Consider the following 12717-nt stretch of genomic DNA (forward strand, 5'->3'; position numbering starts at 1 on the left):
ACGGCGCCGGGCCGTCTCACGTTTCCCTAGGGGCTAGGAGCCGTTCGGGGACTCCACTGCCCTCGTATTCATGGACCCTAACGCGCGGGTCCCTTCGGGGAATCCCGGAGATGGGAGTGTTCGCCGGGGGCGTAGCGCGGTGGGCTTCGCCGGGGCGCCGCGCGGTCTCGTCGTGGGTGGTGCGGAAATCGCCGGGCCGCGGGCGAGTGGGGGGCTTGTCGCGCAGTTCCCCGCGCCCCTGGAGTGCCCCTGGAGTGCGCTGCCTCCTGGATGACGAGAAGGCCCTGGGGCGTGCCCCAGGGCCTTCTCGTCACGGACTCACCGCTGCCGGGGCTCAGCCCTCGGTCTTCTCCTCGGCGGACTCGGCCGGGGTCTCCTCGGCGGAGGCCTCGGTGGTGCCCTCGTCCTCTTCGTCGTCGAGGTCGACGATCTCGCCGTTGGTGTCCTTGACCGTGGCCTTCTCGACCACGACGGCCAGGGCCTTGCCGCGGGCGACCTCGCCGACCAGGAGCGGAACCTGGCCGCCCTCGACGACCGCCTGGGCGAACTGGTCGGGGGACATGCCGGAGGAGGCCGCACGGCGCATGAGGTGCTCGGTGAGCTCCTCCTGGTTGACGTTCAGCTTCTCCTGCTTGACGAGCTCGTCGAGGACGAACTGCGTCTTGATGCCCTTGACTGCGGCTTCCTTGGTCTCGGCGTCGAACTCCTCCTCGCTCTTGCCCTGGATCTCCAGGTACTTCGCGAGGTCGATGCCCATCTGGCCGAGCTGGTGGTGCTCGAGGTTGTGCTTGCGGGTGTTGACCTCGTCCTCGAGCAGCTTCTCGGGGACCGGGACCTCGACCAGCTCGAGCAGCTTCTCCAGGACGCGCTCCTGGGCCTGCGTGGCCTGGTCGTACTGCTTCATGTTCTCGAGGCGCTTGCGGCTGTCCGCGCGGAGCTCCTCGATGGTGTCGAACTCGGAGGCGAGCTGCGCGAACTCGTCGTCCAGCTCGGGCAGTTCACGCTTGGCGACCTGGGTGACCTTGACGGTGACCTCGGCCTCCTTGCCGGCGGCGGAGCCGCCCTTGAGCTCGGAGGTGAAGGTGGCCTCGCCACCGGCCTCCACGCCCTTCACGGCGTCGTCGATGCCGTCCAGCAGCTCGCCGGAGCCGATGGTGTAGGAGACGCCGTCGGCGACCCCGTCCTCCAGGACCTCGCCGTCGACCTTGGCCTGCAGGTCGATCGTGATGACGTCGCCGTCCTCGGCGGCACGCTCGACCGGGGCGGTGGAGGCGAAGCGCTCGCGCAGCTCCTCGACGGCCTTGTCGACGTCCTCGTCGGTGACCTCGACCGCGTCGACCTCGACCTCGATGCCGGAGAAGTCCGGGATCTCGATGGAGGGGCGGATGTCGACCTCGGCGGTGAAGTTCAGCGTCTCGCCGTCCTTCAGCTCCGTGATGTCGACCTCGGGCTGGCCCAGCACGCTGAGCTCGGCCTCGTTGACCGCGTCGGTGTAGAACTTCGGAAGCGCGTCGTTGACCGCCTCCTCCAGCACCGCACCGCGGCCGAACCGCTGGTCGATGACACGGGCAGGGATCTTGCCCTTGCGGAAGCCCTTCACCGTGACCTGCTGGTTGATCTTCTTGTACGCCGCGTCGAGGCTGTCCTTGAGCTCCTCGAAGGGCACCTCGACAGTCAGCCGAACCCGGGTCGGGTTCAGGGTCTCCACGGCGCTCTTCACGGTTCGGTCTCCTTGTGGCTGACTTCTTGGTTTCTGCCGGGGCCAGAACGGCCCGGCGGATTTCGCCGCCCGGAGACTTCAGACGCTGAGACACACGGGCGTGCAGCTTGCATAGTAACGGCAGCGCCTACGCCGCCCAAAAGGCGATCACGTGAGTGATCGGATGGGCGATCACGCGAGATGATCGGGTGGCTGGTCGGGGTGGCGGGATTTGAACCCACGGCCTTCCGCTCCCAAAGCGGACGCGCTACCAAGCTGCGCCACACCCCGTCTGGTGCGAGACGTAGGGTACATGCCGGCCGGCGGTGTGGCCGCCGCATTTCCACAGGGTCCGCTCCGGCGGGAATGCGGTGTGCGACGGAGGGGGCCGACCCGCTACGATGCCTTCAGTGCCGCGGTCACCCGACCTGCGGCGCGTGCTGTGCGGGCGTAGCTCAATGGTAGAGCCCTAGTCTTCCAAACTAGCTACGCGGGTTCGATTCCCGTCGCCCGCTCCATACGCATCAGGGCCGGGCCGGAGAAAAATTCTCCGGCCCGGCCCTGATCGGTTCCGGGGTCGTTACGGTCGTCGGCATGATCTTTCACTCCTTCACGCCCGAGGACATCGCGTCGATGCCCCGGACCGAGTTCGCATTCCCCGGCTCACTGCGCGACCGGCTCGTCACGGCGATCCTCGGAGGTGCGAAGACCGCCACGACGGGACTCGTCGTCGACTACGAGCACGAGGGGGATCCGTTACCGGAAACCGGGGACCGTTCCGTGGTCGTCGACTCGGACGGGCGGCCGGTCGCGGTCATCGAGGTGACCGACGTCCGCGTCGTCCCGCTGGCCCAGGTCGATCTCGCGCACGTGGTGGACGAGGGCGAGGGGCACACCAGCGTGGCCGAGTGGCGCGAGGACCACGAGCGGTTCTGGCACAGCGAGGACATGCGCGCCGCCCTGGAGGACCCCGGCTTCACCGTGGACGACACGACCCCGGCGGTTCTGGAGCGCTTCCGCCTCGTCGCCGATCTCCGCCTCGCCGATCGTTGACCGACCCGCACGGTGCCGATCATTGACCGACCCGCACGGTGCCGATCATTGACCGACCCGCACGGTCACGCGGCCCTCCCCCGCTCTCGGAGGTCGCGTACGTCGACGGTGCAGGCGGAGCGGACGCCGTAGGGGATGTCCAGGGCGTCGCCGCTGGTGCGCGAGAAAGTGAGGACGCCCTCGGGCACGGACGTGGCGGTGCCCTCGGGATCGTCGGGGACGACCGCCATCTCGCCGCTGCCGGTCGGGCTCCGCCAGAGCTCCTTGCCGGTTCCGGCGGCCGGGGCGTAGACCGTGCGGCCGGACCCCATGCCGCTCGCGCCTTCGCGTGCTCGGCCCCGTAGCCGTAGCGGCGTCCGCCGTTGGTGCCGATGAGCGCGCCCTCGTCGCCGGAGGCGCCGTCGGAGGTGGACCGGGGCCGGACGGTCGTTGTAGCGGATCAGGGTGGCGGTGGTGGTGACGATCGCCATGAGTGCGGCCGCCACGGCGGCCGAGGCCATCAGGAGTGCGATGCGGGTCTGCGGCGGCTTCGGGTGCGCTCGACCCCGCAGGGCGTCCCGGCCGGGTCGCGTGGCGGCCAGGACTGTTCCGTCGGGGTTCCGTGGGGGCAGGGGCGCCGTTCCTCGTTCTGCCCGGCGTCCGCTTAGCCGGGCAGCCCGTGCGCCGTGCGCGGGGCTCGGCAGGGGCGCTCCCGGACCGGTCAGAAGCTGATGGAGTTGATGGTGTCCGCTATCGAGTTGAGGAACCGGTTGATGGACGGGGCCATGCCGGTCGAGGCGAGGAAGAAGCCGAAGAGGATCGCCACGATCGCCGGTCCTGCCTTGATGGATCCCCCTCTCAGCAACACCACCAGGATGATCGCCAACAGCAGCACCACAGACAGTGAAATGGCCACAACTGATCACACCCTCGGTCGGTCCGCTCTCCCGGCCCGGGGACGCGACCCCGCGCACCCCCGCCAGAACCATCGTGCCACCAACACGCCCCGGCTATGCGGCCGGTGACGCATCGACCACACGCGTGTCGCCGCCACGCGTGTGCCCCGACCGCGCGCGGGGACCCAACAGCGTGGAGTCGCACGACAATTCGACGGGCCACCCGCACAGGGAATTCGCCCGCATCGTTTCCGTCCCCACACAACGCGTTCGCAGTTAATTCGAATTGCTGCCACAAGCCCGGCAACAGCCCCGCGAACCAGGGGTCGAAGAGTGCCGAAGCGGACATTCCGCTGGAGTCGCCTGCTGGTCTTATGCGTCACTTAGTCCGGAAGTATCACGACAAGCAACGCCCCGTCGGTGTACACAATCCGCCATCGGGCGATGTGTTGGCCATCACGCCGACAGCGCCGTCAACTACCCGTAATCCGGGGTACCCGCAGCGAATAGCCAGGAATCACTTCCGGCGTTTTACGAATAGCTGCAGGGAACGCTAGGGTGCCTCAGATGTTCCACGCTGCCTCGTCCCCCGTACGCGCAGCGAGGTCCCGGATCGTCTCCCCGAGCTCCTGGTGGGAGGGTCTGTGACGAACTCGCTGCGACCGAACGGCGACCGCAGGGCGCCACTTCCCCCGGCACAGCCGCCGACGGACGGAGTGCCGAGCCCGCGCTCGCCGCAGAGCACGCAGAAGAAGCAGAACGGCAAGCAGCGCGACGCGTTCTTCGACAACGCGAAGTACCTCGCGATCGTGCTGGTGGCCATGGGCCACGCCTGGGAGCCGCTCAAGGGCGACAGCCGGATACTCGAGGCGGCGTACCAGGTCGTCTACGCGTTCCACATGCCGGCGTTCATCATCATCTCCGGCTACTTCTCGCGCAGTTTCGACATGCGGCCCGACCGGCTGAAGCGCCTGATCACCGGCGTCGCCGTGCCGTACATCATCTTCGAGACGGCCTATCCCCTGTTCAAGCGCGTCATCGACAACGACCCGCACCAGGAGATCAGCCTCCTCGACCCCTGGTACCTGACCTGGTTCCTGGTCGCGCTGTTCGTCTGGCGGCTGACCACCCCCATCTGGAACCTGGTGCGCTGGCCGCTGCCGCTCGCGCTGGGTCTCGCCATGCTGGCGACCGTCACCCCGGAGATCGGCGACGACCTGGACCTCCAGCGCGTCCTGCAGTTCCTGCCGTTCTTCGTGCTGGGCCTGGTCATGAAGCCCGAGCACTTCCACATGGTGCGCACGCGTGCCGTGCGGATCGCCTCCGTGCCCGTGTTCGCCGTCGCCCTGGCCTTCAGCTGGTGGGCGGTGCCGCGGATGAACACCGCGTGGTTCTACCACCGGGACGCCGCGCAGGAACTGGGCGCGCCCTGGTGGGCCGGGCCGGTCATGGTGCTCGCCATGTTCGGCTGCTCCCTGGTGCTGACCGCCTGCTTCTTCGCCTGGGTGCCGCGCCGCCACATGTGGTTCACCGCCCTCGGCGCCGGCACGCTCTACGGCTACCTGCTGCACGGCTTCCTGGTGAAGGCCGGCGACTACCAGGGCTGGTTCGAGGCGTCCTGGCTGCACCACCCGGCCGGTGAGATCCTCGTGACCGCCCTCGCGGCCGCCGTCGTGACGGTCCTGTGCACCAAGCCGGTGCAGCGCCTCTTCCGGTTCGCGATGGAGCCGAAGATGGCCTGGGCCTTCAAGCGGGACGCGGCCGAGCTGGCCCGCGAACGCCAGAGCGCCGAACGGCGCGAGCGCGAACGCGAGAAGGTCAACGCCTGACCCTCCGAGCGGGATTCATCCGACGAGACCGAGAAGTGCGCGCATCCGTGCGTACTTCTCGGTCAGTCGTTTCCGGGTCGCCTCGTCGAGGACCGCCAGCCGGGCCGGGTCCGCGTTGTGCGCCAGGTCCGACTCCTTCACCAGCAGCGCCCCGGGCGTGGCGAGGATCCGCGCCGCGTACGCCTCCGGCGGCTCCCCTGTCCGTTTGGTGACCGCGAGCACGATGTCCTTCGTACGGTTGCTCAAGCCGGCCCCGCGCAGCCACTCCGCGGAGAGGGCGTCGTCCTCGACCGCGTCGTGCAGCCAGGCCGCCGCGATCTGCTCGTCGTCGCCGCCCCGCGCCCGTACGCCCGCCGCCACGGCCCGCAGGTGTTCGGCGTAGGGCCGTCCCGCCTTGTCGGTCTGGCCGGCGTGTGCGGCGCGGGCGGTGGCTTCGACCTGGGCCAGGGTCATCCGGGATGTCTCGGTCACCGATCCAGTGTCTCCCCGCGCAGCGCCGCCCGGACCGGCAGGGTGGCCGCGGCCGTGCCGACGATCAGGATCGCGGCGGCGACCAGCAGGGCTTCCCAGCGGACCATGCGCAGGACCTGGCGGCGGGTGGAGCCGAGCAGGCGGAGCGTGCCGAGTTCGCCGCGGCGGTCCAGGCCCGTCATCACCAGGGCGTTGACGGCGACGACGGCCGCGAAGCCGCCGAGGACGGCCGCCATGACCGTGTTCGCCCAGGCGTTGAGCTCACGGTCGAGGGACTGGGCAGTGGTGTGGTCGGCGCGGCCGTAGCGCTTGCGGACGCCGTGCAGTTCCACGGCCCAGTCGCATGACATGTGTGTCCTTCCGGATCCGAGTCGTTCGCACCGATGCGCCGGGGTGTCTCGACCGTACGGAGCCGGAAGGTGGCCGGGCCAGGAGGACGACCGCCGAACCCACCTGGGGAAACCCCACCTCAGCGGTTCGCTGCGGCCGTCGGGCCCTCTCGGCAGATCAGCAGCAGGGCCCGGTCGTCGTTGACGTCCTTGGCCACGGCCTCGATGAGGTGCCAGGCGGCGCCGTGGAAGCCGCCGGCCACATAGCGGTCGGCCTCGCCGGTGAGGCGGTCGATGCCCTCGACGATGTCTCGTTCGGCGGTCTCCACCAGGCCGTCCGTGAACAGCATCAGCACGTCACCGGGCCGCAGTGAGCCCTTCACCGGGTCGAACTGGGCGCCGTCGTACACCCCGAGCAGCGGACCCTCGGCCGTCTTCTCCTCCCAGCGGCCGCTGCCGGCGCTGAGCTGGAGGCCAGGCGGGTGGCCCGCGGAGTAGAGCTCGTAGTCGCCGGAGTCCAGGTCGAGGACCAGGTGGATGGAAGTGGCGAAGCCCTCGTCCCAGTCCTGGCGGAGCAGGTAGCCGTTGGCGGCGGGGAGGAAGGCGTGCGGCGGGAGGGAGCCGAGCAGGCCGCCGAACGCGCCGGACAGCAGCAGGGCGCGGGAGCCCGCGTCCATGCCCTTGCCGGAGACGTCGGTGAGGACGACCTCGAGCGTACGGCCGCCGTTGGTGCGCGCCGCGACGACGAAGTCGCCCGAGAAGGACTGGCCGCCCGCCGGGCGCAGGGCCATCTCCCGGTGCCAGCCGCCCGGCAGGTCGGGCAGCTTGCTCTGCACCCGGATGCGTTCGCGCAGGTCGAAGAGCATGGTGCCGCCGCGCCGCCAGGGCACACCGACCCGGCTGCGGAACTGGGCCAGGAGCAGTCCGAAGAAGCCGCAGGCCGCGACCACGAGCACGACGCCCGGGGTGACCCTCGACGGGCCCTCCGTGTACGGGCCGAGCCGCACCGACTCCACGATCAGTGCCGTGGCCGCCGCCGCGTACAGGCCGAGCAGGCTCGCCGGGCGCAGCAGCAGGCCGCCCACGACGACGGGCAGGACCAGTGCGGCCGGTGAGAACCACACCGAGTTCGCCAGTGTCGCCGACGCGATCACGGGAACCATCAGGAGCAGACCGGCCAGGGCGATCCAGTCCGAGCCGTTGCCGCGGAAGTAGTCCACGGCGGCGCGGCGCACGCCGACGCGGACCCGGTGCCACTGCTTCTTCAACCGGGCCGTGAACGTCTCGGCTTCCGCACGCCGCTCTCGTCCTGATGCCATTAGTTCGGGACCCTATCCATCGGACCAGCCGCTTGGCACGGGAGGTCCCACTTGTCCCCCGTCCGAGGGCCGACTTCACAGTGAACTTCACAGCGCGCGGCCCTGCCGCCGCCCGGGAGAAATTCCCTCGCTCGTCCCGCATTGCCCTGGTAGGCATGGCTCATGGGAACTGACGCGAACGGTCTTTCGTCCGACTTGCGGGTCCTCCGGAAGGACGATTGGGACAAGTGGTACGACACCCTGATCCGGGGCTTCGGAGGGGTGCCGGAATCCGCCGAGGAGCGGGAGTTGTGGAACTCGCTGACCGAGTTCGACCGTTCGCTCGGTGTCTGGGACGGGGACGAGTGTGTGGGGACGGCCGGGGCGTTCAGCTTCCGGCTGACCGTGCCCGGTGGCGCGTCCCTGCCGGTGGCGGGGGTCACGATGGTCAGCGTGGCCGCCACGCATCGGCGGCGCGGCCTGCTGACGTCGATGATGCGGCGGCAGCTGGACGATGTCCGTGCCTGGGGTGAGCCGCTGGCCGTGCTCTGTGCGTCCGAGCCGGCGATCTACGGGCGGTTCGGATACGGCAACGCGACCCTGTCGTTGGCCGCCGAGATCGACACGACCCGGGTGGGACTGTCGGTGCCGGACGGTACGGATGACGTACGGGTGCGGTACGCGGCGCCGGCCGATGTGCTCGACGTGTGTGAGGCGGTGTACGCCCGGCTGGTTCAGGCACGGCCCGGGATGCTGGCCCGGCAGCCCGGCTGGGAGCGGCTCGGGGTGCTCGATCCGGCGAGCGAGCGGGAGGGGGCGTCGCCCCTGCAGTGCGTGCTCGCCGAGCGGGACGGGGAGACGGTGGGGTACGCGCGGTACCGCGTCAAGCCCGAGTGGGAGCTGTCCGGATCCAACGGCACGGTGATCGTTGAGGAGTCGGAGGGCCTGGACCCCGCGGCGGACGCGGCGTTGTGGCGGTTCCTGTTCGGGATCGACCTGACGTCGAAGGTCACCGTGCGGGGGCGCCCGGTGGACGACGCGTGGCAGTACCTGGTGACCGACCCGCGGCGGTGCCATCCGCGGGTGCGGGACGCGCTGTACGTGCGGCTGGTGGAGGTGGGGGCCGCGCTGGCGGCACGGACGTATCAGACGCCGGTGGATGTGGTGTTCGAGGTGAAGGACGCGTTCTGCCCCTGGAACGCCGGGCGTTGGCGGTTGAGCGGGGACGCGAAGGGGGCGTCGTGCGAGCGTACGGCGGATGCGGCGGATGTCGCCCTGTCCGTACGGGAATTGGGGGCGGCGTATCTCGGGGGCGTGTCGCTGGGCGCGCTGGGGGCGGCCGGGCGGGTGCGGGAGCTTCGGCCGGGGGCGCTGGCGGAGGCGTCGCTCGGGTTCGGGGTGGGTGTGCCGCCGTGGCTGCCGCACGGGTTCTGAGGCCCGGGCCTCTTTCGCGGGCGCCCGGGCCTTTTCAGGGGCGCCGGCGCCCGGGACTTCAGGGGCGTTGGCAGGCCGGGCACCAGAAGAGGTTGCGGGCGGCGAGATCGGCGGTGCGGATCTCGCCGCCGCAGATGTGGCAGGGCAGGTTGGCCCTGCGGTAGACGTACACCTCGCCGCCGTGGTCGTCCACGCGGGGCGGGCGGCCCATCGCCTCCGGCGTGTGCTCCGGACGGACGGTGTCGATGCGGTTGTTGCGGACGCCCTCGTGCATGAGGTCGACGAGGTCGGTCCAGATCGCGTGCCACTCGGTGGGGGTGATGTCCTTGCCGGCGCGGAACGGGTCGATGCGGTGCCGGAAGAGGACCTCCGCGCGGTAGACGTTTCCGACGCCGGCGATGACCTTCTGGTCCATGAGGAGGGCGGCGATCGTCGTACGGCTGCGGGTGATGCGGCGGTATGCGGCGTCCGGGTCGGCGTCGTCGCGGAGGGGGTCGGGGCCGAGGCGGTCGTGTATCGCCTGCTTCTCCGGGGGTGTGATGAGGGCGCAGGTCGTGGGGCCCCGGAGGTCCACGTAGGTGGTGTCGTTCGCTACGCGGAGGCGGACGGTGTCGGTGGGGGGCGGTTCGGGGGCCGGGCCGAAGGTGACCTTGCCGAAGAGGCCGAGGTGGATGTGGATCCAGTCGGTGTCGCGGAAGCCGAGGAAGAGGTGCTTGCCGTGGGCTTCGGTGTGGGTGAGTTCCGTGCCGGTGAGGAGGGCGGCGGCGGGTGTGAACTTGCCCTGCGGGCTGGTGGTGCGGGGTTTCGTGCCGAGGAAGGCGGCGGCGTAGTCCTGGGCGAGGCGGTGGATGGTGTGGCCTTCCGGCACGGGTGCTCCTGTGATCGTTGCCTTTGCCCTCCGGGCCGACGGGGGCTTCATGAGGCTGAGGCCTCGGGGCTCCGCCTCGGGTCCGGGTTTTGCCCGCCCGCCCGCCCGACACGGTCACTCACGGGGCTGAGGCCGCGGGGCTCCGCCCCGGACCCCGGGTCTTGCCCACCCGCCCGCCCGACACGGTCTCTGGAGAGGCTTCGGTCGAAAAGCCTCGGGGCTTCGCCCCGGGCCCCCAGCGGGGACTGCGTCCCATGCACCCCTCCGGGGCTTCGGTCGCCCTCGGCGCTCCAGGGCTTCTGGTCGCCCTCGGCCCTCCGGGGCTCTCGCCCTCGGCCCTTCGGGGCTCGTCTCGCCCTCTCCGCTTCGCCCGGCCCCACCGGCTCAGCCCGGCTCAGCCCAACCAGCGCCGACCAGCCAGCCCAGCCCGGCCAGCGCGGCCCAGCCAGCCCCGAGCAGCCAGCTCGGCCAAGCCAAGTCAGCCCCGACCAGCCAGCCCACCCCACCCCAGCCCAGCCCAGCCCACTGAGGCTCCAGGGCCGGAGTCCCTCGGGGAGCTGGGGCGGGGGCTACTGCTGCGGGTGGTGCGGCGGGATGGGGGGCAGGTCGCCGGTCGTTTCGTAGGACGCCAGCATGTCGATGCGGCGGATGTGACGTTCGTCACCGGAGAAGGGCGTGGCGAGGAACGTCTCCACGAACTTCGTCGCCTCGTCCTGCGAGTGCATGCGCGCGCCCACCGCGACGACGTTGGCGTTGTTGTGCTGGCGACCCAGGGACGCCGTCTCCTCGCTCCACGCGAGGGCCGCACGAACGCCCTTGACCTTGTTCGCGGCGATCTGCTCGCCGTTGCCCGAGCCGCCGATGACGACACCGAGGGCGTCGGGGTCCGCCGCCGTGCGCTCCGCCGCCCGGAGACAGAAGGGCGGGTAGTCGTCCTGGGCGTCGTAGATGTGCGGGCCGCAGTCGACGGGGTCGTGACCCGCCTCCTTCAGCCACTCGACGAGGTGGTTCTTGAGTTCGTAGCCGGCATGGTCCGAGCCGAGGTACACGCGCATGGGACGAGTGTGACACGGGCGTTTCGGGGAAGGCGCGCGGGGTGGCGCTCAGGAAAACCCCAGGCGAATGTGAGCCGCATTACTGAAGCTCAGGAAAACCTCAAGTAACAATCTGGATTCAAAGGTTCTCCTAATCGTTCGCCTCCGATTCACTGGACCGGCTCGTACACCGCTCGTACGGGTCCCCCGTACACCGGCAGGCCGCGAAACACCCCTTTCGTGCGGCTCGCTCGGTCCCTACGGAAGTACAGCTCCCCGGCGCAAAGGAAATCCGTTCCATGACCTCGCAGCCGACCATGAACAAGACCGGAAACGACCCCACAGGGCCCGGAGAACCCGGAGCCGAGGGCTCCGGGCTGCAGGCCGGGCTCAAGAACCGGCATCTTTCGATGATCGCCATCGGCGGTGTCATCGGCGCCGGACTCTTCGTGGGGTCCAGCTCCGGTATCGCCACCGCCGGGCCCGGCATCCTGTTGTCGTACGCCCTCGTCGGCACGCTCGTGGTGCTGGTGATGCGGATGCTCGGTGAGATGTCGGCCGCCAACCCGACCTCGGGTTCCTTCTCCGCGCACGCCGACCGGGCGCTGGGGTCCTGGGCCGGTTTCTCCATCGGCTGGCTGTACTGGTTCTTCTGGGTCGTCGTGCTGGCCGTCGAGGCGACCGCCGGTGCGGTGATCCTGGAGGGCTGGATGCCGGCCGTGCCGCAGTGGGGCTGGGCCCTGATCGTCATGCTGGTGCTGACCGCCACCAACCTGGTCTCCGTCGGCTCCTACGGCGAGTTCGAGTTCTGGTTCGCGGGCATCAAGGTCGTCGCCATCGCCGCGTTCATCATCGTCGGCGGGCTGGCCGTGTTCGGGGTGCTGCCGGGTGTGGACAGCGAGCAGGCCGGGCTGAGCAACCTCACCGAGCACGGCGGCTTCCTGCCGAACGGGGCCGGCGCCATCCTCACCGGTGTGCTGCTCGTCGTCTTCTCCTTCATGGGCAGCGAGATCGCGACCCTGGCCGCCGGTGAGTCGGAGAACCCGCGGCAGGCCGTCACCAAGGCCACCAACAGCATCATCTGGCGTGTCGCCGTCTTCTACCTCGGCTCGATCGCCGTCGTCGTGTGCCTGCTCCCCTGGGACAGCAAGTCCATCACCAAGGACGGCTCCTACGTCGCCGCGCTCGACTCCCTCGGCATCGCGCACGCCGGTCAGATCATGAACTTCATCGTGCTGACCTCGGTGCTGTCCTGTCTCAACTCCGGTCTGTACACCGCCTCCCGCATGGCCTTCTCCCTCGGCCAGCGCGGCGACGCGCCGAAGGCCTTCGCCCGCACGACCTCCAACGGCGTGCCGCGCACGGCGATCCTGGCCTCCGTCGCCTTCGGCTTCGTCGCGGTCTTCTTCAACTACAAGTTCCCGGACTCCGTCTTCCTCTTCCTCGTGAACTCCAGTGGCGCGGTCGCCCTGTTCGTGTGGCTGGTGATCTGCTTCTCCCAGCTGCGCATGCGGAAGATCATCAAGGCCGAGGCGCCCGAGAAGCTCGTCGTGAAGATGTGGCTGTACCCGTACCTGACCTGGGCGACTGCCGCGCTGATCGTGTTCATCCTCGGCTACATGCTCACCGACACCGAGCACGACGGGCGCCAGACCATTCTGCTGTCGCTGCTCGTCGCGGCCGTGGTGCTCGTCATCGCCTTCGTGAAGAAGGGGTTCCGCGGTGGGCGTCCGGCCGCCGACGCCCCGCAGGTCCAGGGTGAGGAGCACAGCGAGGTGTCGGCCGGCTGATCCTCCGGCCGCTCGCCGTTCGTCGTGAACGGGGGCC

11 protein-coding genes, 2 tRNA genes and 1 pseudogene are annotated in these 12717 nt (G+C 69.9%); 5 read left to right on the plus strand and 9 right to left on the minus strand.

Annotated features, from left to right (window positions below; translation table 11 throughout):
* Positions 1-334 precede the first annotated feature (334 nt).
* Both tig and QOL88_RS13170 read right to left on the minus strand, forming a co-directional pair.
* Positions 335-1720 (minus strand): trigger factor, encoded by a 1386-nt coding sequence (gene tig / locus QOL88_RS13165; protein ID WP_097216605.1) that lies wholly within the window; start codon positions 1718-1720, stop codon positions 335-337.
* A gap of 193 nt (positions 1721-1913) precedes the next feature.
* Positions 1914-1990, minus strand: a tRNA-Pro gene (locus QOL88_RS13170).
* Positions 1991-2143: 153 nt separating this feature from the next.
* On the opposite strand from QOL88_RS13170, the gene QOL88_RS13175 reads away from it, so the two are divergent.
* Both QOL88_RS13175 and QOL88_RS13180 read left to right on the plus strand, forming a co-directional pair.
* Positions 2144-2217 (plus strand) — tRNA-Gly (locus QOL88_RS13175).
* Positions 2218-2293: 76 nt separating this feature from the next.
* Positions 2294-2752 (plus strand): ASCH domain-containing protein, encoded by a 459-nt coding sequence (locus QOL88_RS13180; RefSeq protein WP_097216606.1) that lies wholly within the window; start codon positions 2294-2296, stop codon positions 2750-2752.
* 65 nt (positions 2753-2817) lie between these two features.
* Here the strand turns inward: QOL88_RS13180 and QOL88_RS13185 are convergent, their stop codons facing one another.
* Together QOL88_RS13185 and QOL88_RS13190 are read right to left on the minus strand one after the other, a co-directional pair.
* Complete coding sequence (locus QOL88_RS13185) at positions 2818-3063, minus strand: hypothetical protein (RefSeq protein WP_097216607.1); 246 nt, start codon at positions 3061-3063, stop codon at positions 2818-2820.
* Between the two features lie 389 nt (positions 3064-3452).
* On the minus strand, positions 3453-3647 hold the full coding sequence (locus QOL88_RS13190; RefSeq protein ID WP_031107160.1) for a hypothetical protein: 195 nt from the start codon (positions 3645-3647) through the stop codon (positions 3453-3455).
* A gap of 624 nt (positions 3648-4271) precedes the next feature.
* Between QOL88_RS13190 and QOL88_RS13195 the strand changes: the two genes are divergently transcribed.
* A complete protein-coding gene (locus QOL88_RS13195) occupies positions 4272-5456 on the plus strand; it encodes an acyltransferase family protein (protein WP_097216608.1) in 1185 nt (394 codons plus the stop codon).
* A gap of 15 nt (positions 5457-5471) precedes the next feature.
* On the opposite strand, the gene QOL88_RS13200 is transcribed toward QOL88_RS13195, so the two are convergent.
* The 3 genes and pseudogenes from QOL88_RS13200 to QOL88_RS13210 all read right to left on the minus strand — a co-directional run bounded on the left by QOL88_RS13200 (position 5472) and on the right by QOL88_RS13210 (position 7575).
* Complete coding sequence (locus QOL88_RS13200; protein ID WP_097222976.1) at positions 5472-5909, minus strand: HD domain-containing protein; 438 nt, start codon at positions 5907-5909, stop codon at positions 5472-5474.
* A 14-nt stretch (positions 5910-5923) separates the two neighbouring features.
* Positions 5924-6223, minus strand: a pseudogene (locus tag QOL88_RS13205) (FtsX-like permease family protein); the annotation flags it as partial.
* A 173-nt stretch (positions 6224-6396) separates the two neighbouring features.
* A complete protein-coding gene (locus QOL88_RS13210; protein WP_097216609.1) occupies positions 6397-7575 on the minus strand; it encodes a PP2C family protein-serine/threonine phosphatase in 1179 nt (392 codons plus the stop codon).
* A 162-nt stretch (positions 7576-7737) separates the two neighbouring features.
* Between QOL88_RS13210 and QOL88_RS13215 the strand changes: the two genes are divergently transcribed.
* The gene (locus QOL88_RS13215; protein WP_097216610.1) at positions 7738-8988 is read left to right on the plus strand and encodes a GNAT family N-acetyltransferase; all 1251 of its coding nucleotides are present in this window, start codon (positions 7738-7740) and stop codon (positions 8986-8988) included.
* 58 nt (positions 8989-9046) lie between these two features.
* Here QOL88_RS13215 and QOL88_RS13220 read toward each other — a convergent pair whose 3' ends face one another.
* Complete coding sequence (locus QOL88_RS13220; RefSeq protein ID WP_097216611.1) at positions 9047-9856, minus strand: Fpg/Nei family DNA glycosylase; 810 nt, start codon at positions 9854-9856, stop codon at positions 9047-9049.
* A 569-nt stretch (positions 9857-10425) separates the two neighbouring features.
* On the minus strand, positions 10426-10911 hold the full coding sequence (locus QOL88_RS13225; protein ID WP_097216612.1) for a ribose-5-phosphate isomerase: 486 nt from the start codon (positions 10909-10911) through the stop codon (positions 10426-10428).
* A gap of 278 nt (positions 10912-11189) precedes the next feature.
* On the opposite strand from QOL88_RS13225, the gene QOL88_RS13230 reads away from it, so the two are divergent.
* On the plus strand, positions 11190-12680 hold the full coding sequence (locus QOL88_RS13230; protein WP_097216613.1) for an amino acid permease: 1491 nt from the start codon (positions 11190-11192) through the stop codon (positions 12678-12680).
* The last annotated feature ends 37 nt before the right edge of the window (positions 12681-12717 follow it).

Source organism: Streptomyces sp. Ag82_O1-12 (assembly GCF_900182715.1).
GTDB lineage: Bacteria > Actinomycetota > Actinomycetes > Streptomycetales > Streptomycetaceae > Streptomyces > Streptomyces massasporeus.